Here is a 26,569-nt window from a genome sequence, read left to right as displayed (position 1 = left end):
ATGAGAAATGCGGCCGCCGGCATCGGCAGCCACCTGTCACAGGGCAAGTTATCGGCCCGAAACGGCGCGCCAATCGGCCGTTTCGGGTAAAACCGCGTGAGCGTACGTAAAGGAAAAGGGCCGCGTTGCGCCGCCCTCTTTACACGGCGACACCGCGTCGCCTGCCGCAGCGCCCCTTTCGCCATGCGCCGGCAAGTTTCGCCGCCGGGCGCATCGTGCGGAAGCGCCGATGGCCGTCACCGACGCGTCGGTCGACCGGCGCAGCGGCAAGCACTGCCGGCGCGCAACTGTGTAAAGACGCGTCAGTCCTCGGCCGGCAGCCGGATATCGACGCGCAGGCCCCCGCCTTCGGTGTTCGACGCGCGGATGTCGCCGCCATGCGCCTCGACCGCGCGCCGCGCGATCGACAGGCCGAGGCCGGCGCCGTGGCTGCCGTCGCTGCGCGCGCCGCGGAAGAAGGGATCGAAGATGCGCTCCAGTTCGCCGTCGGCGACGCCACAACCGCCGTCGCTGATGCTGACGCAAGCGCTCCCGCCGGCCCGGCCCAGCGCGATGTGAACCACCGAACCCGCCGGCGCGTACTTCACCGCGTTGCGCAGCACGTTGTCGAAGGCGCGACGCAGCAGTTCGCCCTGACCCTTGACGACGGGCCCCGCGCCGTCGGTCGACAGCACGACCTCGACGTCGCGCGCGGCCGCCTCGAACCGCGCATCACCGGCCACATCATGCAGCAGGGCGTCGAGCGCCACCGGCTGCGGCAGCGTGCGCGCCGCGTCGTGCTCCAGTCTCGCCAGACCCAGCAGTTCGCCGACCAGAGTGTCCAGCCGGGCCGTCTCGCGTTCGACGCGCTCCAGCATCGCTTCGATCCGCGACGGATCCTGCCGTGCCAGACCGATGGCGGCACTCATCCGTGCGAGCGGCGAACGCAGTTCGTGCGACACGTCGTGCAGCAGCCGACGCTGCGCGTCGACCAGCTGTTCGATGCGTGCCGCCATGCGGTCGAAACCGCGGCCGAGATCGGCGATCTCGTCACGTCGACGGCCGATCCGTGCCGCCGTACGTACGCCCAGATCGCCGCCGGCCAGTGCATCGAACGCCTGGCTGAGGTGACGCACCGGGCGCGACAGATACCAGGCCAACGCGGCGCTGAAGGTGAGCGCGCCGATCAGCAGCGCGACCACTTCGAGGAAGGGCGGCGGCGGCAGTGGCAGTCCGCCAGCTGCCGACGGCGGTCGATCGCCGCGCGCGGCCGCCAGCACTTTCCACTGCGCGCCGTCGATGGACACGACCCGCGCAGTGTCCAGTCGTTCGGCGCTCACCGTACGCCCGAACTGCTCACTGCCGTCGGGCCGCACCAGCAGCGGCAGCGGCAGCCGCTGCGCGCGCCAGATTTCAAGCAGCGCCACGGTCGCTGGCGGCCCCTGCTCGCGCAGCAGTACCTCGACCGTGTCGGCCATGAGCGCCGATTGTGGGTGTGGCCCGCGGCCCTCGCGTGGCCAGATCATCGACAGCGCCAGCGCCACCAGCAGCGCCGCCACCGCCAGCGCGGCGACGAAGGCGAAAAACAGCTTCCAGAACAGCCGGCCCACTAGGCGCGCACCAGCTGGTAGCCGACGCCCCGCACCGTCTGTATCAGCGGGCGGCCGCCGCTCAGCGGCGCGAGCTTCTGCCGGATGGCGCTCACGTGCACGTCGATGTTGCGGTCGTAAGGGCCCATCGGCCGGCCCAGCGCCTGCAGCGACAGGTCGGCCTTGGACACCACGCTGCCGGCGTTACGCGCCAGCACTTCGAGCAGACCGTATTCGGAACTGGTGAGGGTGAGCAGCGTGTTGCCGTACTCGGCGCAGCGCCGCTGCGGCCACACGGACAGCGCGCCGACGACGATGGCGTCGTCGCCGGCCGCCTGTGTGCGCGCACCGCCGATGCGGCGCAGAATCGCGCGCAGCCGCGCCACCAGTTCCCGCGGCGTGCATGGCTTCTGCACATAATCGTCCGCGCCCAGTTCGAGCGCGAGCACGCAGTCGATGTCGTCGCCGCGCGCGGTGAGCATCAGCACCGGCACGCCGGAGAAGGCACGCAGCCGGCGCAGCACTTCGATGCCGGACACGCGCGGCATCATCACGTCGAGCACGACGATGGCGAAGTCGCCCTGGCGCAGCAACGCCAGACCGCTTTCTCCATCGGCCGCGCGCTCGACCGCGTAACCTTCATTGGCGATGTACTCGCCGAGCATCGCACTGAGCTCGGCGTCGTCGTCGATCAGCAGAACCCTGTTTGCGTCGGCCGTCATCGGCATGCCTCACCTGTATTCGATGACGGCGATGATAAGCGCCGTAGAGTGCCGCGATGGGCGGGATACCGCCCGCGCCACGGTTCATTTCCGCGCCGAGCTCTGAGCGATGGCACAAATGAAAAGGGCGGGCCGCAGCCCGCCCTTTCCGCCGACGCAGAACTCAGGCCGCCTTCTTCACCTGCTTCTGGTACAGGAACTCGAGCAGCGCGGCACGGTACTCGACGAAATCGGCGTCGTGCGCGAGCTTCAGGCGGTCGCGCGGACGCGCCAGCTTCACGTCGAGGATTTCGCCTATAGTGGCGGCCGGCCCGTTGGTCATCATGACGATACGGTCGGACAGCAGCACCGCCTCATCGACGTCGTGCGTCACCATCACCACGGTGGCGCCGGTCTTTTCCATCACGCCGTTCAGTTCGTCCTGCAGGCTGGCACGGGTCAGCGCGTCGAGCGCACCGAAGGGCTCGTCCATCAGCAGTATCTTCGGTTCCATCGCGAAGGCACGGGCGATGCCGACGCGCTGCTTCATGCCGCCGGAAATCTCGTGCGGATACTTATGCAGCGCGTGGGTCATGTGCACCATGTCCAGTGCCGCCTCTGCGCGCGCCTTCAGCTTGGTCTTGCCTTCCTTCTTGCCGAACACGCGCTCGACCGCCAGCAGTACGTTCTCGAAACAGGTGAGCCAGGGCAGCAGCGAGTGGTTCTGGAACACCACGGCGCGCTCCGGCCCCGGACCGGCGATCTCGCGGCCGTCGCAGATCAGGTTGCCCGAAGTGGGCAAGGTCAGGCCGGCGATCAGGTTCAGCAGCGTGGACTTGCCACAACCGGAGTGGCCGATCAGCGTGACGAACTCGCCTTCGGCGATGGTGAGGTCGATGTCGCGCAGCGCGACGAATTTGCCCTTCTTGGTATCGAAGGTCATGCCTGCGTTCTCGACTTTCACGATGGTCTTGCTCATGGTGGTCTCCTCGCGGGCCGGTGCGTGGCACCGGCCGCCTCAGTTCAATGCAATCGTTTGGACGGGATCAGCTGTTGCCGTACGAGAAGCGGCGGGCGAGCAGCAGCAGCGCCTGTTCGAGCAGCAGGCCGACGATGCCGATGACGAAGATGGCGATGATGATGTGTTCCACCTTCAGGTTGTTCCACTCGTCCCACACCCAGAAACCGATGCCCACGCCGCCGGTCAGCATTTCCGCGGCAACGATGACCAGCCAGGCGGTGCCGATGGACAGGCGGATGCCGGTCAGCATGTAGGGCAGCACCGACGGGAACAGGATCTTGGTGACGATCTTCCACTCGTCGAGGTCGAGCACGCGGGCCACGTTCATGTAGTCCTGCGGCACGCGCTGCACGCCGACCGCGGTGTTGATGATCATCGGCCAGATCGAACAGATGAAGATGGTCCAGGTCGCCGCCGGGTCCGCCTGCTTGAACACCAGCAGGCCGATCGGCAGCCAGGCCAGCGGACTGACCGGGCGCAGCAGCGAAATGACCGGATCGAACATCGCGTTCATGAAGGCGAAGCGGCCGATGATGAAGCCGAGCGGAATGCCCACCAGTGCCGCGAAGCCGAAGCCGATGCCGACGCGCTGCAGCGAGGACAGCACGTTCCAGCCTATGCCCATGTCGTTGGGGCCGTTGTTGTAGAAGGGATCGGCGAACAGCACCTTGGCCGCATCCCATACGGCGAGCGGACCCGGAATGCTGCCGCCCTTGGCCGCGAGCAGCGCCCACACGGCAACCAGCAGCGCCATGCCGGCGATCGGCGGGAAAACCGCCTTGAACACCGCGAGCAGGATTTCGGAGATCGGCGTACGCGGCTCGCGCGGCGCGGCCTTCGCGACCGGCGCTGCCGCTTCGTTGGCGGCCGGGGCCGGCACCACGGACGGGGTGGCATGCATGGACACGACCTTGTCTGATGTGAGGGTTGCTGCACTCATGACGGATTCCTTTCAGTACCGGTCGGCGCGGGGCAGGCCCCGCGCCGGGAACATTACGCGGCGTTGATCTTGAAGCTGCCGGCGTACTTCTTCGGGTCCTTGCCGTCCCACACGACGCCGTCGATCAGCTTGTGCGTCCGCATGTCGCTCTTCGGCACAGCGACACCGGCGGCGGCGGCGGCCTGCTTGTAGATGTCGGTGCGGTTGATCGCCTTGGCCACCGCCAGGTAGTCCGGATCGGTCTTGATCAGGCCCCAGCGCTTGTGCTGGGTCAGGAACCACATGCCGTCCGACAGGTAGGGGTAGTTCACCGCGCCGTCATTGAAGAATTTCATCGCGTTCTTGTCGTCCCAGCTCTTGCCCAGGCCATTGGAATAGCGGCCCAGCATGCGCTCCAGGATGACGTCCATGTCGGTGTTCACGTAGGACTTTGCGGCGACGGTTTCCGCCGTCTTGCGACGGTTGGCCAGCGAGGCGTCGATCCAGCGGCCAGCATCGAGGATGGCGGCGGTCATTGCGCGTGCGGTGTTCGGGTTCTTGGCCACCCACTCGGCGGTGGTGCCGAGGATCTTCTCCGGGTGATCGACCCAGATGTCCTGGGTGGTGACCGCGGTGAAGCCGATCTTGTCGATGATGGCCCGGTTGTTCCACGGCTCGCCGACGCAGTAGCCGTCCATGTTGCCGACCCGCATGTTGGCCACCATCTGCGGCGGCGGCACGGTGATCACCTTGACGTCCTTCATCGGGTTGATGCCATTGGCCGCCAGCCAGTAGTAGAGCCACATCGCGTGGGTGCCGGTCGGGAAGGTCTGGGCGAAGGTGTATTCGCCCGGCTTGGCGGCGATCAGCTTCTGCAGGCTGGCGCCGTCGGTCACGCCCTGATCCTTCAGCTTGTTGGCAAGCGTGATGGCCTGACCGTTGTTGTTCAGCGTCATCAGGTTGGCCATGTCCTTCTTCGGGCCGCCGATACCCATATGGACGCCATACACCAGACCGTACAGCACGTGCGCGGCATCCAGCTCGCCATTCACCAGCTTGTCGCGCACCGCAGCCCACGAAGCTTCCTTCGACGGGATGATCTTGATGCCGTACTTCTCGTCGAACTTCTCCACCGCCGCCATCACGACGCTGGAACAGTCGGTCAGCGGGATGAAGCCGATGCGCACTTCCTTCTTCTCGGGGGCGTCGGAACCGGCGGCCCAGGCCGCCGAACGCACGCCGGGGGGCACCATGCTCATCAGCGAAGCTCCCACACCGAGTGCGGCGCCCTGCTTGAGAAAGCTGCGGCGCGTCGCGCTGGTGTCAATGACGCTGTCTGCCTGCTTCGGATGCTCAGCCATCGTGTTCTCCGTAGTTTCATGATCGATTCCAGAATGAAAAAAGGGTGTGCATCCGCGGCTGAGAAGCCGACCGGATGGACACCCTTGTCCCTTATGGAGGCTTCTCGCCTCGCTGGCCGCAACCACGTTGTTGCGCCTTGAACAGTGATTAGCACGGGGCGTGCCAACCCTGAAAATCAAGAACCAAAACGTTTTTTTTCAATGACTTGAAAGCCGAATCGAAAACTGGACACGAAGGTGCGGTCCGATACGACCGCACTTGTGCGGTGCGACAGCAGCGTGCGTACGCACCATGTCGAACCGGGGCATGCATGCCGAGGGCGTGACGCCATCCGCCCTCGGCCTCCTCGCGAGAGTGCGCGGCAATGACGGATGGCCATGCACGGCGCAGCGATGCGCCGCGCCGACGGAAAGATCTGCAACAGGGAGGAGGGAAAGGCTCGGCCGGTCAGCCGAGCAGGCGTGCGGTGGCGATGAAGTCTTCGGACACCGCGGCGATGGTCTTGCCGCGCTCCATCGCGAGTTTGCGCAGCGTGTGATAGGCGGCGTCCTCGTCGATACCCCGCAACTTCATCAGGATGCCTTTGGCGCGGTCGACCGAAATGCGCTCGCTCAGCTTCTGCCGCGCCTCGTCGCGCGAGCGGCGCAGTTCCTGGTGCTCTTCGAAACGGGCCAGCGCCACATCGATCACCGGCTTGATGCGCTTCGGCTCCAGGCCATCGACCACATAGGCCGAAACGCCTGCCTTCATCGCGCGGCGTATGGTCTTGCTGTCCGAATCATTGGCGAACACCACGACCGGGCGCGGCATTTCGCGGTCCATCGCCGCCATGTTCTCCAGCGTGTCGCGCGACGGCGAATCGGTCTGGATCAGGATGACGTCCGGCTTGATTTCCTCGACCTTCATGTGCAGGTCGTAGGCGCTCGACAGTACCGCGGCCACCTGGTAACCGGCGCAGGCGAGCCCGGCGCAGATTTCAGCGGCACGCTTGCGCGATTCGTCTACCACCAGGACATTGAGAACGGCCATTGTTCAGTCAGGAAAGGGATTCCGGACCGACGCGATGCAATCGCCGTGCCAAGCTCCGCCCGGCGCGCCGCAAATCAAGCTGCGACAAGGACTTGCGCGCGGACCTCAATCGAGGTCGATCACCATCAGCGACACGTCGTCGTGCGCCAGCGCCCCGTCCAGATGCATGGCGAGTGCGGCGCGCACCGCATCGTGGCGCCGAGCCGGCGCATTGTCGTGCAGCACCTGCTCGAACCGCTGCTGGCCGAAGGCGTCGCCGCCGATGCCCAGCGCCTCGACGAGTCCATCCGAACACAGCACCAGCTGGTCGCCGGGCGTCCAGGTGAAGCGCTGCGGCGGCACGTCCATCGCGTCGTCGACGTCGATGCCCAGCGGCAGGTTGGCCGAGGCGAAGCGCTCGATCACCGCACCACTGCGATCCAGCCACAGCACCTCGGGCGTACCGCCCACCCAGACCTCGCCCTCCCCGGCGTCCAGACGCACCATGGTGGCCGCGACGAAACGACCGACCGGCAGCGTGGACATCAGGTGGCGATTGATTTCGCTGGCCATCAGGCCGAGCGACAGGTTCTTCTTGGCCATGCCGAAGAACACCTGCAGCACCGGCAGCACGCTGATCGCTGCCGCCAGGCCGTGGCCGGTCGCGTCGGCCAGCAGCGCATAGAGTGCACCGGACGGCGAATGCGACACCGCGACGATGTCACCCGAGAACTGTGCGGTCGGTGTGACCGAGTAGCGCACACGACGATCGTCGACCGCCTTGCCCTGCACCTGACGCTCGATCACGTGTCGCGCGAACTCGATTTCCTCCTCCTGCTCTGCGCGGTAGTTCGCCATGCTGGCGTGCATGACGATCTGCCGCGCGCAGTTGGCGAGTTTGGCGGTCAGGATGGCGAAATTGATCGGCTTGGTCAGGTAGTCGTCGGCGCCGGCTTCAAGGCCGGCAATCATGTCGGCGTCGTCGGAGCGGGCGGACAGCAGCAGTATCGGCAGGAAAGTGTCGGCCGCCAGCCGGCGCAGCTCGCGCGTCGCCTCCAGTCCGTCCATGCCGGGCATCACCACGTCCATCAGCACGACGTCGGGACGGTAGGCACGGTAGGCCTGCACCGCACCGGCACCGTCCGAGGCTTCGATGCAGCGGTGGCCGAGCCGGCGCACCAGCGCGCTGACGGTCGCCCGGCCGACCAGGGTGTCGTCGACCACCAGCACCGTCATCTGCCGCAGCGGCGCGGCAGCCTGCTGTGCCGTTGCGGCCTGCGCCGTGCCGACTGCACTCATGGCAGTTCCACCGTTGCCGTGACCACGTTGCCGCGGCCCTTGTATTCGAGGCTGCGGAAGCACAGCTGCCGCGCCATCGCGATGCCGCGACCGTTCGGGTCGAAGGCGCGCCCGGGGTCGAAGTCGAGATAGCGTGCAAAATCGAAGCCTTCGCCCTCGTCGATGACCGTGTAGCGCACCGCTTCATCGCCACATTCGATCTGCAGGCGTGCACGGCGGCCAGCATACTCAGGCAGCTGCAACCGGCGTTCGACCTCCTCCTGCCAGCAGTCCTCCAGTCGCAGCCGCGACTTCTCCGCGTAACTGATGCCGAGATTGCCGTGCTCGACCGCATTGATCATGAGCTCGCTCAGACCCATCACGATGTTCTCCGGCTCAGGTGAAACCAGCGACGCCAGCGACGCCAGCTCGGTCGCCTGGCTCAGCGTGCTGAACTCGAATTCGGCCCGACGCAGCGCACCCATGGCGCGGCGCATGCCTTCAGTCTGCAGCTGGATCTCGCGGGTGCGATGGGCTTCTTCAAGTGCCGACTTCACGATGGCCAGCAGCGCATCAGGTTCGTAGGGCTTGGTCAGGTAATAGCGGGCACCGGCCTGCAAACCCTCGCGCACCTGATCGGGCGTGGCGGCGGCAGTCTGCATGATGACCGGCAGACCGCTCAGGCGCGGTGTGCGACGCACGCGCCGCAGCAGTTCCATGCCGTCCAGGCGCGGCATCATCCGGTCGAGCACCAGCAGGTCGAAATCGATCTCGGCGTTGTCGAGGTAGTCCCATGCCTCGACACCGTCGCGCGCCATGGTCAGCTCATAACCCTGTCCGTCGAGGTACTCGCCGATGATTTCGAGGTTGAAGGGCTCGTCATCGACGATCAGAAGTCTGACCGGGGCCGACATGCTCACCATAGGGCAGTGCTCCGCGTTGTGGGCGAGCGGCGGGCCTTGGAGTCCGTCGCCCCCCGCTCATCGCAAGCTGTAACGGCAACGTAACCGACGGCTTGAGCGCGCTCAACTGGCCAGCGCAGAGCGCGCCACCTCGGCCATCACCGCCTGCACGCGCGGGTCCTCGCCGACCGCGGTGGCGAGGTCGATGCGCAGCGACGGATGACGGGCGCGCGCCGCGTCGAGCTGCGCCGGCAGGTCGCGCCGCACATGCCCGCTCTGCGCGATGAACATCGGTAGCACGGCAATGCGCGTGACGCCGACCGCGGCGAGCCGGTCGCACGCCTGCTCCAGCGTCGGTTCGAGGAATTCGAGAAAGGCCAGCTCGACCTGCGGTGCACCGTCGCCCGCTGCCACCTGCGCCGCCACTTCGCGCAGCGGGCGCGCCCATTCCGGATCGCGCGATCCGTGTCCAAACAGGATGAGGCCGTGATTCAAGACATGTTCTCCATTGCATCGCAGCAGAACTGCAAACACTGCAGCATATAAAATCCGTCCGTCGCCCGATTGCGAGAAACGTCCATGCAGGTAATGATCGTCGAAGACCAGCCGCTCGTCGTGGAAGGCCTGCGCAGCGTGCTGACCGAAATCGACAGCGAGCCGGACATCCGCTGCGCCCTGCTGGCCTCGCGCGCGCTGACCATGCTGCGCGGCGGCCTGCGCCCCGATCTGGTCATGCTCGACCTCAACCTGCCGGACGCCGAAGGCACGACCTTGCTGACGCAACTGCGCAGCGAATTCCCGGACGTGCCGGTGGTGGTCATTTCGGCGCAGGACGACCGGCACACCATCACTGACGCCATCGACCAGGGTGCGATGGGTTTCATCTCCAAAAGTTCGACCACCTCGGTGCTGGTGAGCGCGCTGCAGCTGGTACTGAAGGGCGGCATCTACGTGCCGCAGCAGGTGCTCGACGACGCCATCCACCCGCAGCCGCCGCGGCCGACGATACAGGACCTCGCGGACATCGGCCTTACACCGCGCCAGATACAGGTGCTCGGTCTGATGATCGAAGGCATGCCGAACAAGCTGATCTGCCGCGAACTGGGTATTTCGGATGGCACGGCCAAGACCCACATTTCGACCATCCTGCGTCTGCTCGGGGTCAAGAACCGCACGCAGGCGGTGTTCGCGCTGTCGCAGATGGGCATACGCCTGCCGCGGCGCCCACCGAAGGGCGGCGCTTAGGCGGGTCAGCCCTCCTCGGCCGCGTCGAGCAGACCGCCGATCACCGCGTCGAGCACCACCGGTCGCACCGGTTTGGCGACCAGCGGAATGCCGTGCGTCTCCAGTTCGATCTCCAGCTCGCGCGTGGCCGCCAGTCCGGTCATGATCAGCGCCGGAATGTGCTCGCCCAGCTCACGTCGCAGCGAACGCACCGCCGACAGGCCATCCAGACCGTCGCCGAGCTGGTAATCGCTGATGATGAAGTCGGGCGCGCCTGCCTGGCGCAACTGGCGCAGCACGAAGTCGGGCGAGGTGCCCGACACCACGTCGATGCCGACCGACGCCAGCAGCGACTGCAGCGACTGCAGGATGGCCGGATCGTCGTCGATCAGTGCGACGCGACGGTTGGCCAGCCGCCGCAGGCCCTGCAGCTCGTCCTCGACCTGCGCCGGCACGAAGGCATGCACGCGCGGCACGGTCACGCTGAAGTTCGAACCGCGCCCGGGGCGCGAACGCACCGCCAGCGCATGGCCAAGCAGCGTACACAACCGGCGCACGATAGCGAGCCCCAGTCCCATGCCGCGGCCACCGCTCCCGGGGTCGGTGCCGGGCAGGCGCACGAACTCGTCGAACACGTCGTCGATGCGCTCCGGCGGAATCCCCTGGCCGCTGTCGCGTACCTCGATACGCAGCACCTCGTTGCCGAGCCAGCGCACGCCGACGAACACGGCGCCCTGTGCGGTATAGCGCAGCGCATTCGACACCAGATTGGCGAGCACGCGTTCGAGCAGCAGCGGGTCGGAACGGCACCAGGCGCGCGTCGGATACAGTTCGAAGCGCAGGCCCTTCTCCGCCGCCTGTGCCTCGAAGGTGAGGCGCAGGCTTTCGAACACGCGCCCGAGCGGAAAATCGGTGATGCGCGGCTGGGTGGCGCCGGATTCCAGCCGGGCGACGTCGAGCAGCACGTCGCGCATGTTCTCCAGCTTCATCGACGAACGCTCGAGCCGGGTCAGCAGACCGCTGCTTTCGTCGTCTCGCAGGCGCAGCTTCAGCGTACGGATGTCCAGGCCCATCGCCATCAGCGGCTGGCTCAGGTCGTGCAGCAGCGCATCGACGAACTGGGTCTTGGCCCGGCTCGCCTGCTCGGCCCTCTCCTTCTGCTGCTGCAACTGAGCGGTCGCATCGAGCACCCGCTGTTCGAGGTCGGCCCGTGCCCCGCTGAGCGTGACGGCCATCCGGTTGATGCCGTCCTCCAGCACCTGCATGATGCCGCGCGCACCGGTGCGCGCCCGCGCCGAGAAGTCGCCCTGTTCGATGCGGCGCACGGTGTCGGCCAGCGCGCGCACCGGCGCGGTGGCGCCGTCGGACAGGATGCGCGCGAACAGGCCCGCCAGCAGCAGACCACCAGCAGTGATCAGCGCCGCACTGACGATCAGTTCGCGTCGTGCCTGCGCACTGCCCAGCCGCGACACCTGCACCACGACCACGCCAAGCCGGCTGACCGCGGGCGCATCAACGCCGTCGTCGAACAGCGGGTCGGGTCGCGCCTGCACGCTGAACACGGGCGCGGCGAACAGATGGTAATCGTCGGTGCTTTCGAGCAGTGCCGGCGCGCCGAGGCCATCGGTCACGCTGCGTTCCGGCATGCGCGTACGCCCTGCCCGGGCCAGCACGACGTGGTCGCGGTCGAACACGACCAGCCCGTCGACATCGCGCTCGCGCAGCGAGGCGTCGGCGATCGACTGCAGGATGTCGATGTTGCCGGCAAACAGGCCGTATTCGGAGGCCGGCGCCAGGCTGGCGGTCAGCAGCATGGCGCGGTCGATCAGCGCGCGCTCGATGTCGGCGATGCGGGTGGACGTGAAGTGAACGGCCAGCGCCAGCGCGATCGCCACCGACGGCAGCAGCGCCGCCACCAGCACACGGGCACGGAATCCGAGTCGATTGAGTCCGAACCGACTCCGCACCCCGCCTCCTTGCGTAGACCGCCTGTTTATCCGGCGATCATGATACGGGATCGCGGCGGTCGCTTCAGAACCAGCTGGAGCGCAGCGTCAGCATGGTCTGCCGGGCGACGCGGTTGAACGGCACGCGCGCGCCCTGATCGTCATTAAAGGTTTCGTAGCCCGGACCGATGTCGGTCACCGCCAGTGCAGCCTCCCACGTCATGTTGCCGCTACGGAATTTCTTCGCTACCCGCGCATCCATCGTCTGATAGGCACGCACGCGCTTGCTGCCGTTCAGGTAGTGCGCCGAATTGACGCCGAACAGCGTTGCCGCGATCGACCAGTCGTGGCTGAACTGTTCCATCCAGGTCAGCGACCAGGACGACGTCGGAATCGTGTCCGAATAGCAGGTCTGCCCCGGGTCGCACACCGGCTCGGAACTGATGCGCGGGATCGCGTGCGACCACCAGATCTCGCGACCGTCGCCACGATAGCGGTACTGGTACTCGATACCGGTGATCTGCGCGCCTGGGCCTTCGATGTAGGTCCGCCCGCGTTCGAGGTAGTCCGGATCCTCGTAGCGCGTTTCAGTGATCAGGTGATTGAAGCGCTCGTGGAACACGCGCACGTCCAGCGTGGACGATCCGAACTGCCCGACGTAGCCCAGTTCCGCCGAATCGAGCCGTTCGGGCTGCAGCCCCGGGGTGCCGACATAGGTGCGAATGACACGGCCGGCAAACTGCGGCGGCAGGAAGGGAATGAGTTGCGGATAGATGAAGCGCGAATCACCGCGTGCCTCGATCAGCGCCGGCTGGCGGAAGGCGCGGCTCACACCGGCCTTGATCGCATGCTGCGGCGTCACGTGCAGCGTGGCGAACACGCGCGGCGACGCCTGCAGGCTCTGGTTCTGGAAACGCTCGATCATGTTGCCGAAGTTGAAGGTCCAGTATTCGTTCGGCCGCCATTCGGCATTGGCGGACACGCGGAACAGACCTTGAGACTCGCGGCCGGTGACGAAGAACATGCGATCCGAGCGCAGTTCGTCGCGACGGAATTCGGCACTCAGCGCCAGCCGCCAGTCGCTGACCGGCACGAACTGGTATTGCAAATCGAGGTTCTGGCGGGTCGCGGTACGGTTGTAATCGATCGGTAGACGCAGCGGGCCAAGTACGCCGAACCACTCTTCGCGCCCCCTGTCCTCATTGTGGTAGTAGCCGACCGACCACTCGTGATCGGTCGCCACGATGCGGCGGAAGCGCAGATGTGCAAACCAGTTGTCGGTGCGCACATCGCGGAACCCGTTGGCGTTGTCGGTATTTCCGGTCGCACCGAACGGATAGCCGACGCCGCGATAGCCGCTGCTCTGTCCGGCCATCAGGCTGATCTCGTCGGAGCCGTTCAGCGCCAGGTCGGCGCGCAGCGTCGACGCGTTCAGCCGCGCATCGTCGTTGCGGTGTTCGAAACCTTCGTCGCCCATGGTGCGCGCATTGATGGCGACGCTGAGCGGGCCGAAACTGCGGCGCATACGCGCCGACAGATCGGACACATTGCGGCTGCCGCCGGTCAGGGCCACGCTGGCCGCCGGGCCGTCGATGCTGGAACGGGTGACGATATTGACCACGCCCGCCACCGCGTTCGATCCATAGGTGGCCGCATTCGAACCACGCACGACCTCGATGCGCTCGATCTCGTCCATCGTCAGCGGCAGCGCATCCCAGTCCACATAGCCGTAAAGATAGGGCGAATAGACGGAACGGCCGTCGATCAGTACCTGCATCCGGTTCGGATTCAGTGTGCCGAGGCCGTGATAGAACAGCGCCGGCGAATGCCCGGTGTCGCTCATCACGTTCATGCCCGGCACCAGGCGCAGCAGTTGCGGCAGGCGGCGGTAGCCGAGGCGCTCGATGTCCTCGCGGGTGAACAGCGTAACCGCACCCGGCGCGTCGTCGATGCGCTGCGGCATGCGGGTCATCGACAGCACGACCGGCAGGTCGTCGTCGAGGAAGGGCGATTCCGGCTCGTCCTGCGCGCGCGTCGGGCATCGCCAACGCGAGCGGAAACAGGCAGAGGGCGAGATGGCGGCGGGCGTAACGACCTTTTGGCTGTGCGGACATATGCGGCTGGACAGGCGATTCTTGTTCGGTGATTTCTCGGCGGGCCGAGCCTCGCTTGGCGCGGATTATCCGTGCAAACCGCTTCGACCGACAGCCTACGGGACTGTCGTGCTCAGCCGACGATCAGCAGATGCACCCGGTAGGGGCCATGGGCGCCAAGCACGATGGTTTGTTCGATATCGGCCGTGCGCGACGGTCCTGAAACGAAATTGACCGCCCGCGGCCAAGCTGACAGTTCGCGCCGTGCCTCGGCCCAGGCGGCTTCCATGTCGGCGACGATGTGCTGGCGCGGAACCACCGCGATATGCGTTTCCGGCAGCAGGCTGTTGACGGCCGGCGACTGCGGCCCGGAACAGAGCATCAGCGTGCCGGTTTCGGCGATGGCGCGAAAGCAGCTGGTGACGCCGACCAGATCGTCGCCGGTCGCCGCCCCGACGCGCGCCTCCAGACCAGCGCCGGCCCAGTCCAGCGCGGCCAGCGCCGGGGCGACGACCACCGTCGTCGGCAGCCCTTGCCCGCGCAGCCATTCGGCGCAGTGCGCAGGCACTTCGGCTTCAGTGGCGCAGCGGTCCACGCTGGAGATCATCGCCCGTGCGCGCTCGATGAAACGATCGAGCAAGGCATCCGCAGCTGCGCGCGGCCCGGTCTGCCGGAGCGCCAGCGTTGCCTCGACGCGCTCGCGTGCCGCCAAGGTCGTGCTGTCCGTGCGGCCCAATTGACGGCGCAGGCGGCCGAGGATGTCGTCGCGCACGCTCATTGCCTGCCTCCGCGCCGGCGCTCGGCGTAGAGCTCACGGAAGGTCTTCGCCGCTGGCGCCGGAAAGTCGCGCTGCGCAGTCCAGCCCGGCGCGACACCCATCACCTGTATGCGGTCGCGGCCATCGGCCAGCCAGCGCAGATAGCGAACGGCGACGCGGGTGCCCAGCGCATACAGCTTCGGGCGTGCCACGACCCAGGCCCACAGTTTGGTAGCGATGCGCTCCGACCAGGGCCTCAGGCCGCGCTCGACCTGCTTCTCGCGCAGCGTGCGCATCAGCTCGGGCAGCGGAATCGACACCGGGCAGACGACGCCGCACTGGTTGCACAGCGTCGCCGCGTGCGGCAGGTCCATCGCCTTGTCCAGCCCCTGGTAGAGCGGCGTCAGTACCGAACCCATGGGCCCGGGATAGACCCAGCCATAGGAATGACCGCCTATCGTCTGGTACACCGGGCAATGGTTCATGCAGGCGCCGCAGCGTATGCAGCGCAGCATGGCCTCGAATTCGCTGCCCAGCAGATCGGCGCGACCACCATCGACCAGCACGAAATACATGTGCTCCGGACCGTCTGCATCGCCGGCCTGCTTCGGGCCGGTCAGCATCGACACGTAGTTGGTGATGGCCTGGCCGGTGGCCGAACGCGGCAGGATGCGCAGCAGCGTGGCCAGATCCTCCAGCGTCGGAATCACCTTCTCGATGCCGGTCAGCGCGACATGCACGCGCGGCAGCGTGGTGCACAGCCGGCCGTTGCCCTCGTTGGTGACGATGGCGACCGAGCCGGTTTCGGCCACCAGAAAGTTGCCGCCGGACAGCCCCATGTCGGCGCCAAGGAATTCCGGCCGCAGCACCGCCCGCGCCTCGTGCGTCAGCGCCTCGATATCGGTCTTGGGCGTGGTGCCATGGACGCGCGCGAACAGTTCGGACACCTGCTCCTTCGACTTGTGGATCACCGGCATGATGATGTGCGACGGTGGCTCGTTGTCGTTGATCTGCAGGATGTACTCGCCGAGGTCGGTCTCGACCGGGCGGATGCCGGCGGCCTCCAGCGCGGCATTCAGTCCGGCTTCTTCCGACACCATGGATTTCGACTTCACCACCGTGCGCGCGCCGAGACGGCGCGCGATGTCGATGATCAGTTCGCAGGCATGGTCGCCGTCACGCGCCCACAGCACGGTGGCGCCGCGCTCGATCGCCTTCTGCTCGAAACGCTCCAGCCAGACGTCGAGATCGCGCAGTACCGAGGCGCGAATCTCGGTGGCACGGGCGCGCACCGCGTCGAAATCGGGAAAGGCGGCCACAGCCGCGGCGCGCGACGCCGCATTGCGGCCGCGCGTGCGCTTCAGGTTGCGCTGCAGTTCCGGGTCGTCGAGCCGCTGGCGCACCCGCGACACGAAGTGCATCGAGCGGACTTCCATGTCAGCGCCGGCCCCCGACGTCGCCAGCGAGCAGTTCGGCGATGTGGATCACCTGCGTCAGTTCGTCGCCATTGCGCCGTAGCCGGCCTTCGATATTCATCATGCAGCCGAGGTCGCCGAGCGCCACCGCGTAAGCGCCGGTGCCACGTATCGCTTCGCACTTGCGCTGCACGATGGCGCCGGAAATGTCCGGATACTTGACCGCGAACAGGCCGCCGAAGCCGCAGCACTCCTCGCATTCGCGCATTTCGATCCGCTTGACGCCCGGCATGCGGTCGAGCAGCGCGCGCGGCTGCTGCTTCACACCCAGTTCGCGCAGGCCGGAACAGCTGTCGTGGTAGGTGACCGAACCGTTGAAATCGCCGGGCACCTCGGCCACGCCGGCTACATCGACCAGGAATTGCGTCAACTCGAAGGTTTTCGCCGCCAGCGCCTCGGCGCGCGCCCGCCACGCGGGCTCATCGGCGAACATATCGGGATAGTGCGTGCGCACCGTACCAGCGCAGGAGCCGGACGGCGCGACGACATACGGGAAGCGCTCGAATTCGGCGATGAACTTGCGCGCCAGCGCGCGCGCCGCCGCGGTATCGCCCGAGTTGTAGCCGGGCTGGCCGCAACAGGTCTGCGCCTCCGGCACGACGGCGACGTAACCGGCCGCCTCGATCAGCTTCAGCGCCGAGAAGGCGATGGACGGCCGCATCAGGTCGACCAGGCAGGTGACGAAGAGAGCAACCTCGCCGCGACTGCCCGGAACGACCATGAGCTCAGCCCTGACGGGCGCCCTGCTGGGCCACCTGCTCGACCCAGCGGCGGATGCGGTTGGCGTCGCCGATGCGGGTCAGGCGGCCCCAGGAATCAAGCAGCACGATCACCACCGGCTTCTGGTTCATCCAGGCCTGCATCACCAGGCACTTGCCCGCCTCGTTGGTGAAGCCGGTCTTCTGCAGACCGATTTCCCACTCGGGGTTCGACACCAGCGCGTTGGTGTTGTTGAAATGCACCATGCGGCCATTGACGGCGAAATAGCCGTCGCGCGTGGTTGAGAACTCGCGGATCAACGGATAGCTGGCCGACGCCGCCACCATCTTCGCCAGATCGCGCGCCGACGACACATTGCGCGGATTCAGACCGGTGCTGTCGAAGAACTGCGTATCGGCCAGACCGAGGTCGTGCGCCTTGCGGTTCATCGCTGCGATGAAGGCCGCGTGGCCGCCCGGGTAGTAGCGCGACAGCGCCGACGACGCGCGGTTTTCCGACGACATCAGCGCCAGATGCAGCATTTCCTCGCGCGTCAGCCGGGTACCGATCGCCAGACGCGAACGGGTGCCCTTGAGCTGGTCGATATCCTCCTCGCTCACCTCAAGCACCTCGTCCAGCGCCGGCTTGGCGTCCAGCGCCACCATCGCGGTCATCAGCTTGGTGATCGAGGCGATCGGCACGATGGCCGACGAATTGCGCTCGAACAGCACTTCGCCGGTGTACTGGTCCTGCACCAGCACCGCGGTCGACTTCACATTCGGCAGACCGAGTGCGTCCATGTCGGGCATGGCGGCCTCGCGCGGCACTGCAGCGACGGACTTGCGGGAGGTCTTCTTGATGCTCGCCTGCTTGATGCGCGCAGACTTGGAGGATTTGGCGACCTTGACCGATTTCTTGCCGGCCTTGGCCTGGGTGGTCGTCTTGCCGGAAGCGGCTTCGACGGTGGGTGCGACGACGAAACTCAGCGCCATCGCGGTGCAGCTGACCATCAGGTACTTCAGAAACATGCGTGTGACCCCTGCTGGCGGTTCGATTGAGGCCGAAGTTTACCCCCCGATGTCAAATTCTCAAACGAAAATAAGAGCCTGGAAAGTATTCTTAGGGCGAATTCACGATCGTGAAGTAGAACTTGACGGCATTTCCGCCGCAAACTTCAGGCCAAGAAAGCTCACCACGTCGTCCGCGCGCGCCATCGTGTCACGGTAACCGAGGTCTATCAGCGCCCGGGTGAAGGGCTTTTCGAACAGCAGATAGCTCGCCAGACCGCCGCCGGCGCGCCGGGTGCCGCCGATACCGCCGAGCAGCGTACGCACACCGATCGGCAGCGCATCGACGTGGCGGGCGGCGATGTCGTCCAGCCGCTCCGAGGGCGCGATCACCAGCGTTTCGATCGGTCGCAAGGGCACGCCCATCTGCGCCATCACGTGTGGCGGAATGCGCCCGAGGATGTCGTTGACGCGCTGCAACTGCTCGATGTCTATCATCAGCTGGTCGAGAAAGATGCTGGCCAGCGCGTGGCCCGCGACCTGGGCCAGCGACGGGTAGCCGTGCCCGCGACGTCGCGGATCCTTCTCGCTCATGCGCCCTACGCCGACGATGAAGATGCGTTCGGCGCCCAGATGCACCGCCGGGCTGACCGGCGCCAGCTGGCGCATCGAGCCGTCGCCGAAATACTCGCGGTTGATGTGTACGGCCGGAAAGATGAAGGGCAGCGCGCTGCTGGCCAGCAGATGCTCGACCTTGAGCGGCGTGCGCGAGGCGGCGCGCTGCATGCGCTTCCACGGCTCGATGCCGTCGCCGCCCTCGAAGAAGGCGACGCTGTCGCCCGAGGTATAGCCGGAGGCAGTGATCGACAGCGCGTACAGCGCACCGCGCTGGATGGCCCGGTCGATGCGCGAGAAGTCGAGCCGGGCAGCCAGCAGTTCGCGCAGCGGCGTGTTGTCGAGCAGCGACTTCGGGTAGCGGTCCACCGCCCAGCCGAACATCAGCGCCATCAGCCAGCGCGCACCGGTCTTGCCTATGCCCCAGGGATCGGCGCGATAGACCTGACCGGCTTCGAAATTGCGCCAGATGTACAGCAGGTTGTCGACGGCGTCGCCGAAGTCCTCGCTGAAGACACCCAGCGCGGCGGCGTTGATCGCGCCAGCCGAAGTGCCGCACAGGATGGGGAAAGGATTGATGCGCTTGTCTGGCAGCAAATCGCGCACCGCCGACAGCACGCCGACCTGGTAGGCGGCGCGAGCGCCGCCTCCGGACAACACCAGCGCCGTCCTCCCGTGCTGCTCCACGCCCTCCCCCTTTCGGGCACGGGCCGTGGGTCAGCGGATGTGACTTGCCTCCACCACGGTCAGTGCAGTCATGTTCACGATGCGCCTCACCGTCGCCGTCGGCGTCAGGATGTGCACCGGCTGCTTCGCGCCAAGCAGGATGGGGCCGATGGTCATGCCCTCGCCTGCGGCGGTCTTCAGCAGATTGTAGGAAATGTTGGCTGCATCCAGCGTCGGGAAGATAAGCAGATTCGCCTCGTCCCGCAATCTGGAATTGGGGAAGATGCGCGTGCGGATGTCGATGTCCAGTGCCGCATCACCGTGCATTTCGCCTTCCACCTCGAGTTCGGGGTGATCGGCGTGCAGGATCTCCAGCGCGCGGCGCATCTTGTCGGAAGTCGTCGTGTTGTCCGAACCGAAATTCGAGTGCGACAGCAGCGCGATCTTCGGCTCGATGCCGAAACGGCGCGCCTCTTCCGCCGCCAGCACGGTCATCTCGACCACCTGCTCCGCCGTCGGATCGTAGTTCACATAGGTATCGCACAGCATCAGCGTGCGGCCCGGCAGGTTCAGCAGATTCATCGCGTAGAAGTTGCGCAGCCCTTCCTTCAGGCCGAGCACGTTGCGCACGAAATGCAGGTGGCGCGCGAAGTTGCCGAAGGTGCCGCAGATCAGGCCATCGGCGTAACCGAGGCGCACCATCAGCGCGCCGATCAGCGTGGTGCGACGACGCGCTTCCATCTTCGCGTAATCGACCGAAATGCCCTTGCGCTCGGTCAGAGCATGGTAGGTGGTCCACAGCTCCTTGTAGCGCGGGTCGTTCTCCGGCGTCACCAGTTCGAAGTCGATCTCCGGACGCAGGCGCAGGCCCAGCTTCTGGATGCGGCCCAGCACCACGTCGCGCCGACCGATCAGGATGGGGCGCGCCATGCCCTCGTCGACCACGTTGCGCACCGCGCTGAGCACGCGTTCGTCCTCGCCCTCGGCGTAGATGATGCGCTTCGGATTGCGCTTCGCTTCGGCGAACACCGGCTTCATCACGAGGCCGGAAATCCACACCAGGTTGTTCAGCTGCTGGCGGTAAGCCTCGAAATCCTCGATCGGACGCGTCGCCACGCCCGAATCCATCGCCGCTTGCGCCACCGCCGGTGCGATCTTGACGATGAGGCGCGGATCGAAGGGCTTCGGAATCAGGTATTCCGGACCGAAGGACATCGGCTGCTCGCCGTAGGCGGCGCGCACGATTTCGCTCTGCTCGACCTGGGCCAGATCGGCGATGGCGCGCACCGCGGCCAGCTTCATCTCTTCGGTGATCGTGGTGGCGCCGACATCGAGCGCACCACGGAAGATGAAGGGAAAGCACAGCACGTTGTTGACCTGGTTCGGATAGTCCGAACGGCCGGTCGCGATCACGGCGTCGTCGCGCACCGCCTTCACCTCGTCCGGCATGATTTCCGGGTTCGGGTTTGCCAGCGCCAGGATGAGCGGCTTGGGCGCCATGCGCTTGACCATGTCGGCCTTCAGCACGCCGCCCGCCGACAGACCGAGGAACACGTCGGCGTCGTGGATCACTTCGCCCAGCGTGCGCGCGTCCGTCACCTTCGCGTAGCGCGCCTTCAGCGGCTCCATGTCCTCGATGCGACCTTCGTACACCACGCCCTTGATGTCGGTCACCCAGATGTTCTCGATCGGCATGCCAAGCAGCACCAGCAGATCGAGGCAGGCCAGCGCGGCCGCACCGGCGCCCGAAGTGACCAGCTTGACCTCCTTGATGTCCTTGCCGACGGCCTTCAGACCATTGAGCACGGCGGCACCGACGACGATCGCGGTGCCGTGCTGATCGTCGTGGAAGACCGGGATCTTCATCCGCTCGCGCAGCTTGCGCTCGATGTAGAAGCACTCGGGCGCCTTGATGTCCTCGAGGTTGATGCCACCGAAAGTCGGTTCCATCGCGGCGATGATGTCGACCAGCTTGTCCGGGTCGCGCTCGTCCAGCTCGATGTCGAACACGTCGATGTTGGCGAACTTCTTGAACAGCACACCCTTGCCTTCCATCACCGGTTTGGCGGCCAGCGGGCCGATCGGGCCCAGGCCGAGCACCGCGGTGCCGTTGGTGACGACACCGATCAGGTTGCCGCGGGCGGTCATCTGGCTGACCTGCAGCGGGTCGGCGACGATCTCCTCGCAGGCGGCGGCGACGCCGGGCGAGTAGGCCAGCGACAGATCCTGCTGGTTGGTCAGCGCCTTGGTGGGAACGACGGAAATCTTGCCCGGGGTGGGCTTGCGGTGGTATTCGAGTGCAGCGTTGCGAAAGTGCTCATCCATGGTGAACGGCGACTCCTCCGGTCGAGTTGCATCGCCCTGCACCCGATGCCGCGCCTGATGGGCGAAACATGGTGCAGTGCGAAAACCGGAGATTTTAGCCGTTCGGCGCGCCCAGCGGGCTGTGGATAACCGTTGTATCGCACCGGCCGGCCGTGCGGCCGGCCAGGAGAGGCGTCAGAGCGCCACTTCCGCCGTCTGCAGACGCGGACCGAAAGTCGCGGAAAGACGGCGGTATTCGGCCAGCACCTTGTTCGAATACACCTGGTCGGGATCCTCGATCGATCCGACATAGCGCTGCAGACCGCCCTCGACCGAGCCGGACAGGCGGATGTATTCACGCAGCACCTGCGCACCGACGAAGATGCTGGTGGTCGGGTCGAGCAGCGACGCATCGGGGCCGAACAGCGCCAGCTTTTCCGGATGATATTTCGGAATGACCTGGGTCAGCCCCTGCGCACCCCAGGCGCTCTCCGCCGTCGGGTTGAAGGCGGACTCGACCGAAATCAGCGCGATCAGCAACAGCGGATCGAGCTTGTAGCGGGATGCCGCGGCATAGACGTCGGTCACGTACTGTTCGACCGCCGCACGCGCCACCCGGTGACGACGCGAGACATGGTCGGCGACCGTCTTCTGCTGCGCGGTCAGTTCGACACCCGAGCCGGTGGCAGGCAGATCGGGCATCTGCAGATCGGCGTCTGCAGAAACGTGCTGCGTGCCGCCCAGCAGCGAGAACTCGGGCAGCGACGGCAGCATGCGCGGCGTCAGACCCGCTTCGGCCACACGCAGTACGACGAACACACTGACCATGAGACCGACGGCGAGCAGACCACCGTGCGCAAAGTGCAGCACGATGGCTGCGGTGCCCTTGAGGACGGAGAAAACCTTATTCATGCAGCACTCCTTTCGCGCGTTCTGACGGACATCGCCGAAGCGATGGACGCAGCACGCCTGAGGAGCCCGTGCTAACGGGCTGTTGCCGTGCCTCGCAGCATGGCGAAGCGTACGGAAAAGCTTGAATCGCGGCGTTCGCGGACCGCAGTGGCGGTCGGAACATTCTGGAAACCCGGACGGACAGGGCTGGAGCCCGGGTCAAACTGGAACAGCTGGTGGCGACGTATCTGTTACGTGTGCCGGAGGGAGCGATCAAGCAACGACGCGCGCATCTTCCTGATTTACAAGGGACAGGTCAAGTGAAGCTTCGTAACACGGGATCAAGACGGGCTCCTCGTCAAAGAAAAAAGCGGCATGGAGACAACGATCTCCATGCCGCTTTCGATGACGCAGGACGCGCGATCAGGACGGACGCGAACCCGTCGGGAAGGGCCATGCAGCGGCCGGATTCAGCGACGACTTGATACCCGGCGTAGCAGCGGTCGACGGCGTTGCCGGCGCGGGCGCAGCGGGCGCTTCCGACTTTGCGGCAGCGGCCGGAGCGGCCTCCGGTGCCTTCGCAACAGCCTTGGTCACTGCAGGCGCCGCCACCTTCTTCGCAGCAGGCTTGGCGGCCGGCTTTGCGGCAGGCTTGGCCGGAGCGGCCTTCTTCGCAGCCGGCTTCGCATCGGCCTTCGCCGGTGCAGCCTTCTTCGCTGCCGGCTTTGCAGCAGCCTTCGCCGGAGCAGCCTTCTTCGCCGCCGGCTTTGCAGCAGCCTTCGCCGGAGCAGCCTTCTTCGCGGCCGGCTTTGCAGCAGCCTTCGCCGGAGCAGCCTTCTTCGCGGCCGGCTTCGCAGCGGCCTTCGCCGGTGCAGCCTTCTTCGCGGCCGGCTTCGCAGCGGCCTTCGCCGGTGCAGCCTTCTTTGCCGCCGGCTTTGCAGCGGCCTTCGCCGGTGCAGCCTTCTTCGCCGCCGGCTTTGCAGCGGCCTTCGCCGGTGCAGCCTTCTTCGCTACGGGCTTGGCAGCGGCCTTGGCCGGTGCGGCTTTTTTCGCAGCAGGTTTCGCCGGGGCACTCGCCTTCTTCGCCCCCTTCTTAGCTTCAGCTTCAGCCATGACTTCTCTCCTCTCGGATAACAGGATTGGACAGCACCTCAGCCCCTCCGGTGGCGGAAGGTCTGTTCGAGACGACGCACCGATGTGCGCCCGGTCAGGAACACCGCACGACATGCGCGGGCGACCTGCTCCCGCGCACACCTCCGGGTCAACGACCCGAACGACACACGGGCGACGCATGCCGCCCGGATGCCGGATTCACACTCGCAAGCCATCGATGGACGCTTACGACATTCAGCAGAACTAATGAAGGCTCGCTCGCCCCATACCGTGACATCCGTCGCTGCCGCGCAGCTTGCGCAATGGCAGCGCACGCGAGCATTCGAAACTGGGAGCGGTCGAGCCGGCCATCGATGTGCAGACCACTCCGGAATGATGGATGTGCCGACCTGGACTGCGCTGACTGCGCGTCGTGAGGTCGAGTGAATTCCATGCGCGCATGACATCGCGACGCATGAGAAACGAAGACGATTTTTCGGGGGAAAGGACTTCCGACGCGCCGACGGAATCGGCAGCAGAGGTGAGGCTTGAAGATGACGTCGCAACGGACTGATTCATGGGCCGAAAGTATTGCACAACCATGAGCCGTTAAAGCAACAAACAGCACAAAAGTCCAGAAATATTTTCAGCCGCGGCAGCTTGCAACTTATTGTTTTGGAATATTTTATTCGAGCTTTAAACAACGACAGACGCGCTGAAACCGTTGCACGACGCCGATTTCTTAACAATGACACCTGCACGAAAAGACGTCCTCATCGTCGGCAGGCAGGACGTCGGAGTGTTGCGCTGCGCAAACACCAGGTTACGCGTGAACGGCACCCGTAGTGTCCGATCCCGGGTCGGCTACTAGATGCAGTGTGCCGTCCGCGACATTGCGAACTTCCGAAAAACCTCGATCGGTCACTGCCACATCGCACGCATCTTCGCGGCGATATCTACCCGCGCTTCCGCCACCGTCATCGTCGGCACGCCGTCCATGTCGACGCGTGGCCAGCTCGTCTGTTCGAACAGCGAGAGCAGTCGATTCGGAACGAAGCGGGTGCGCCCGGCGTAGACGTGACGATCACCGGTCGACGCCTGACCGGTGATGTAGAAGCGCTGCGGCACCACCAGTTCGAGCTGTTCCTTCGCGCGCGTCATCGCGACGTAGAGCAGGCGTCTTTCCTCCTCGATCTCGGCCTGGCTGCCGGTCGACATCTCCGACGGAATGCCGCCGTCGACTGCGTTGAGCACCGACACCGCGTTCCACTCGCGCCCCTTGGCCGAGTGGATGGTCGACAGGATGAGGTAGTCCTCGTCGAGCAGCGGCGCCCCCGGCTCGTCGCTGGTCACTTCGGGAGGGTCCAGCGTGAGCTCGGTCAGGAAGCGCTCGCGACTCGGGTAGGTCGACGCCAGCCGTGCGAGTTGCCGGATGTCGGCCGCGCGCACGACGGCATCCTCGTAAAGACGATCCATCTGCGCTTCGTACCAGCGCGCCACGTGTTCGGCACTGGCCGGCCATTCGGCGCGTTCGGCCCCGGCCGCTTCGACCAGCTTCGAGAACTCGGACCAGTCGGCACGCACGCCCTCGGGTACCGGCTGCTCGGCCAGCAGCGCAGCACCCGGCGGCGCAGCCTGGATGTTGTCGAGGATGCGTGCGGCCGTCTTCGGACCGATGCCGGCCAGCAACTGGATTGCGCGGAATCCGGCGACGCGGTCGCGCAGGTTCTGTGCCCAGCGCAGCACCGCCAGCAGGTCCTTCACGTGTGCCGCTTCAAGAAACTTCAGGCCGCCGAACTTCACGAAGGGAATGTTCCGTCGCGTCAGTTCGATCTCCAGCCGCATGCTGTGACTGGAGGTGCGGAACAGCACCGCCTGCGACTTCAGCTTCATGCCGCCCTCGCGCCGCGCGAGTATCTGCGCGACGACAAAGTCCGCCTGTCCGGCGTCGTCGCGCACCGATACCAGCAGGGGCTTCTGCGTGCCAGTGCGTGCGCTCCACAGCTGCTTGGCGAAACGCTCGTCGGCTTCACCGATCACCGCATTCGCCGCGTCGAGCAGCGGCGGTGTCGAGCGGTAGTTCTGCTCCAGCGTGATGCGCCGAGCCGGCGGGTCGAACTGCTGCGGGAAGTCGAGGATGTTGCGCACCGTCGCGCCGCGGAAGCTGTAGATGGACTGCGCGTCGTCACCGACCACGGTGAGGCCCCGACCGTCGGGTTTGATCGACAGCAGGATGCTCGACTGCAGGCGGTTGGTGTCCTGGTACTCGTCAACCAGCACATGCGCGAAGCGCGCGCCGAGCTCGCGCGCGATCGCCGGCTCGGCCGCCATCTGCGCCCAGTACAGCAGCAGATCGTCGTAGTCGAGCACCTGCTGCGCCTGCTTGGCCTCGACATACGCGCGGAAGAGCATTTTCAGATCGGCCTCCCACTCGGCGCACCACGGGAAGGACGATTGCAGCACATCGGCCAGCGGCGACTGCGTGTTCACCGCCGCCGAATAGATCGCCAGGCAGGTGCCCTTCAGCGGAAAACGCTTCGCCTTGCTGGACAGGCCGATATCGTGCCGCACCAGATTCATCAGGTCGGCAGAGTCTTCGCGATCGTGGATGGTGAAGGCGGGATCGAGCCCGATGCGTCCGGCGTACTCGCGCAGCAGTCGCGCGCCGACACCGTGGAAGGTGCCCGACCACGGAAAGCCGGCACTGGCCAGCGTGGCAAAACGCGGCGACACCTGAGCGACGATGCGCTGCACGCGGCGCGTCATTTCGTCGGCCGCGCGCCGCGAGAAGGTGAGCAGCATGATGGACTCCGACTGCGCGCCATTGACCAGCAGGTGGGCAACGCGATGCGCCAGCGTATTCGTCTTGCCGGTGCCGGCGCCGGCGATCACCAGCAGCGGCCCGGCAAGGGCGTCGGGCGCAACGCCGAAGGTGGCGGCTTCGCGTTGCGCATCGTTCAGAGTGGAGAGGTAATCGATGCGATTGACGGCGCTGGATTCGGACACGGCGGAACACTTTCGAGAGCTGTATCCATATACAG

The 26,569-nt window shown here is 66.0% G+C and carries 21 protein-coding genes; 2 read left to right on the top strand and 19 right to left on the bottom strand.

Going from position 1 to position 26,569, the window contains the following annotated elements:
• Positions 1–302: 302 nt before the first annotated feature.
• From AC51BJ_RS17975 to AC51BJ_RS17935, 9 genes are all read right to left on the bottom strand, one after another.
• Positions 303–1,589, bottom strand: coding sequence for a HAMP domain-containing sensor histidine kinase (locus tag AC51BJ_RS17975; protein ID WP_496281139.1), 1,287 nt, complete (start codon positions 1,587–1,589; stop codon positions 303–305).
• A complete protein-coding gene (locus AC51BJ_RS17970; protein WP_496281138.1) occupies positions 1,589–2,290 on the bottom strand; it encodes a response regulator in 702 nt (233 codons plus the stop codon). The genes AC51BJ_RS17975 and AC51BJ_RS17970 overlap by 1 nt, the downstream gene beginning before the upstream one ends.
• Positions 2,291–2,453: 163 nt before the next feature.
• A complete protein-coding gene (locus AC51BJ_RS17965; protein ID WP_019917394.1) occupies positions 2,454–3,248 on the bottom strand; it encodes an ABC transporter ATP-binding protein in 795 nt (264 codons plus the stop codon).
• A 67-nt stretch (positions 3,249–3,315) separates the two neighbouring features.
• Positions 3,316–4,230, bottom strand: a complete 915-nt coding sequence (gene ntrB / locus AC51BJ_RS17960) for a nitrate ABC transporter permease (protein WP_430434665.1) — start codon at positions 4,228–4,230, stop codon at positions 3,316–3,318.
• Between the two features lie 53 nt (positions 4,231–4,283).
• On the bottom strand, positions 4,284–5,570 hold the full coding sequence (locus AC51BJ_RS17955; RefSeq protein WP_020165378.1) for a CmpA/NrtA family ABC transporter substrate-binding protein: 1,287 nt from the start codon (positions 5,568–5,570) through the stop codon (positions 4,284–4,286).
• A gap of 448 nt (positions 5,571–6,018) precedes the next feature.
• The gene (locus tag AC51BJ_RS17950; RefSeq protein WP_304002296.1) at positions 6,019–6,600 is read right to left on the bottom strand and encodes an ANTAR domain-containing response regulator; all 582 of its coding nucleotides are present in this window, start codon (positions 6,598–6,600) and stop codon (positions 6,019–6,021) included.
• A 105-nt stretch (positions 6,601–6,705) separates the two neighbouring features.
• Positions 6,706–7,878 carry a PP2C family protein-serine/threonine phosphatase gene (locus AC51BJ_RS17945; protein WP_496281137.1) on the bottom strand — a complete coding sequence of 391 codons (1,173 nt, stop codon included), beginning with the start codon at positions 7,876–7,878 and terminating at the stop codon, positions 6,706–6,708.
• Complete coding sequence (locus AC51BJ_RS17940; protein WP_496281136.1) at positions 7,875–8,780, bottom strand: response regulator; 906 nt, start codon at positions 8,778–8,780, stop codon at positions 7,875–7,877. Before AC51BJ_RS17940 ends, AC51BJ_RS17945 begins: the two co-directional genes overlap by 4 nt.
• A 102-nt stretch (positions 8,781–8,882) precedes the next feature.
• Positions 8,883–9,254, bottom strand: coding sequence for a sirohydrochlorin chelatase (locus tag AC51BJ_RS17935; RefSeq protein ID WP_304002290.1), 372 nt, complete (start codon positions 9,252–9,254; stop codon positions 8,883–8,885).
• 84 nt (positions 9,255–9,338) lie between these two features.
• Here AC51BJ_RS17935 and AC51BJ_RS17930 point away from each other — a divergent pair, with 84 nt between their 5' ends.
• Positions 9,339–10,004, top strand: a complete 666-nt coding sequence (locus tag AC51BJ_RS17930; RefSeq protein WP_496281135.1) for a response regulator — start codon at positions 9,339–9,341, stop codon at positions 10,002–10,004.
• Between the two features lie 5 nt (positions 10,005–10,009).
• Here the strand turns inward: AC51BJ_RS17930 and AC51BJ_RS17925 are convergent, their stop codons facing one another.
• The 9 genes from AC51BJ_RS17925 to AC51BJ_RS17885 form a co-directional block, all read right to left on the bottom strand.
• Positions 10,010–11,950: a hybrid sensor histidine kinase/response regulator gene (locus AC51BJ_RS17925; protein WP_496281134.1), complete on the bottom strand. Its 1,941-nt coding sequence runs from the start codon at positions 11,948–11,950 to the stop codon at positions 10,010–10,012.
• Positions 11,951–12,014: 64 nt separating this feature from the next.
• Positions 12,015–13,901 carry a TonB-dependent receptor plug domain-containing protein gene (locus AC51BJ_RS17920; protein ID WP_496281133.1) on the bottom strand — a complete coding sequence of 629 codons (1,887 nt, stop codon included), beginning with the start codon at positions 13,899–13,901 and terminating at the stop codon, positions 12,015–12,017.
• Positions 13,902–14,155: 254 nt separating this feature from the next.
• Positions 14,156–14,800: a LutC/YkgG family protein gene (locus AC51BJ_RS17915; protein WP_496281132.1), complete on the bottom strand. Its 645-nt coding sequence runs from the start codon at positions 14,798–14,800 to the stop codon at positions 14,156–14,158.
• Positions 14,797–16,215 (bottom strand): LutB/LldF family L-lactate oxidation iron-sulfur protein, encoded by a 1,419-nt coding sequence (locus AC51BJ_RS17910; protein WP_496281131.1) that lies wholly within the window; start codon positions 16,213–16,215, stop codon positions 14,797–14,799. Before AC51BJ_RS17910 ends, AC51BJ_RS17915 begins: the two co-directional genes overlap by 4 nt.
• Before the next feature lies 1 nt (position 16,216).
• A complete protein-coding gene (locus AC51BJ_RS17905; protein ID WP_496281130.1) occupies positions 16,217–16,975 on the bottom strand; it encodes a (Fe-S)-binding protein in 759 nt (252 codons plus the stop codon).
• Between the two features lie 4 nt (positions 16,976–16,979).
• A complete protein-coding gene (gene pbpG / locus AC51BJ_RS17900; protein WP_020165389.1) occupies positions 16,980–17,981 on the bottom strand; it encodes a D-alanyl-D-alanine endopeptidase in 1,002 nt (333 codons plus the stop codon).
• A gap of 102 nt (positions 17,982–18,083) precedes the next feature.
• Positions 18,084–19,232: a patatin-like phospholipase family protein gene (locus AC51BJ_RS17895; protein WP_496281152.1), complete on the bottom strand. Its 1,149-nt coding sequence runs from the start codon at positions 19,230–19,232 to the stop codon at positions 18,084–18,086.
• A 60-nt stretch (positions 19,233–19,292) separates the two neighbouring features.
• A complete protein-coding gene (locus AC51BJ_RS17890) occupies positions 19,293–21,566 on the bottom strand; it encodes an NADP-dependent malic enzyme (protein WP_496281129.1) in 2,274 nt (757 codons plus the stop codon).
• Between the two features lie 174 nt (positions 21,567–21,740).
• The gene (locus AC51BJ_RS17885) at positions 21,741–22,457 is read right to left on the bottom strand and encodes a transglycosylase SLT domain-containing protein (protein ID WP_496281128.1); all 717 of its coding nucleotides are present in this window, start codon (positions 22,455–22,457) and stop codon (positions 21,741–21,743) included.
• Between the two features lie 568 nt (positions 22,458–23,025).
• On the opposite strand from AC51BJ_RS17885, the gene AC51BJ_RS17880 reads away from it, so the two are divergent.
• On the top strand, positions 23,026–23,796 hold the full coding sequence (locus AC51BJ_RS17880) for a hypothetical protein (protein WP_496281127.1): 771 nt from the start codon (positions 23,026–23,028) through the stop codon (positions 23,794–23,796).
• 653 nt (positions 23,797–24,449) lie between these two features.
• Here the strand turns inward: AC51BJ_RS17880 and AC51BJ_RS17875 are convergent.
• Positions 24,450–26,534, bottom strand: coding sequence for an ATP-dependent helicase (locus AC51BJ_RS17875; protein ID WP_496281126.1), 2,085 nt, complete (start codon positions 26,532–26,534; stop codon positions 24,450–24,452).
• Positions 26,535–26,569 lie beyond the last annotated feature (35 nt).

Source organism: Methyloversatilis sp. S146-33 (assembly GCF_059552495.1).
The sequence above is the reverse complement of the archived record's forward strand: the minus strand, read 5'-3'. Positions and strand labels throughout refer to the sequence as shown.

Bases quoted from the DNA above. Each gene is read 5' to 3' on its own strand.
- AC51BJ_RS17970 (WP_496281138.1), bottom strand. From the start codon at position 2,290: ATGACGGCCGACGCAAACAGGGTTCTGCTGATCGACGACGACGCCGAG.
- AC51BJ_RS17965 (WP_019917394.1), bottom strand. From the start codon at position 3,248: ATGAGCAAGACCATCGTGAAAGTCGAGAACGCAGGCATGACCTTCGAT.
- ntrB (WP_430434665.1), bottom strand. From the start codon at position 4,230: ATGAGTGCAGCAACCCTCACATCAGACAAGGTCGTGTCCATGCATGCC.
- AC51BJ_RS17955 (WP_020165378.1), bottom strand. From the start codon at position 5,570: ATGGCTGAGCATCCGAAGCAGGCAGACAGCGTCATTGACACCAGCGCG.
- AC51BJ_RS17950 (WP_304002296.1), bottom strand. From the start codon at position 6,600: ATGGCCGTTCTCAATGTCCTGGTGGTAGACGAATCGCGCAAGCGTGCC.
- AC51BJ_RS17945 (WP_496281137.1), bottom strand. From the start codon at position 7,878: ATGAGTGCAGTCGGCACGGCGCAGGCCGCAACGGCACAGCAGGCTGCC.
- AC51BJ_RS17940 (WP_496281136.1), bottom strand. From the start codon at position 8,780: ATGGTGAGCATGTCGGCCCCGGTCAGACTTCTGATCGTCGATGACGAG.
- AC51BJ_RS17930 (WP_496281135.1), top strand. From the start codon at position 9,339: ATGCAGGTAATGATCGTCGAAGACCAGCCGCTCGTCGTGGAAGGCCTG.
- AC51BJ_RS17920 (WP_496281133.1), bottom strand. From the start codon at position 13,901: ATGACCCGCATGCCGCAGCGCATCGACGACGCGCCGGGTGCGGTTACG.
- AC51BJ_RS17915 (WP_496281132.1), bottom strand. From the start codon at position 14,800: ATGAGCGTGCGCGACGACATCCTCGGCCGCCTGCGCCGTCAATTGGGC.
- AC51BJ_RS17910 (WP_496281131.1), bottom strand. From the start codon at position 16,215: ATGGAAGTCCGCTCGATGCACTTCGTGTCGCGGGTGCGCCAGCGGCTC.
- AC51BJ_RS17905 (WP_496281130.1), bottom strand. From the start codon at position 16,975: ATGGTCGTTCCGGGCAGTCGCGGCGAGGTTGCTCTCTTCGTCACCTGC.
- pbpG (WP_020165389.1), bottom strand. From the start codon at position 17,981: ATGTTTCTGAAGTACCTGATGGTCAGCTGCACCGCGATGGCGCTGAGT.
- AC51BJ_RS17890 (WP_496281129.1), bottom strand. From the start codon at position 21,566: ATGGATGAGCACTTTCGCAACGCTGCACTCGAATACCACCGCAAGCCC.
- AC51BJ_RS17885 (WP_496281128.1), bottom strand. From the start codon at position 22,457: ATGAATAAGGTTTTCTCCGTCCTCAAGGGCACCGCAGCCATCGTGCTG.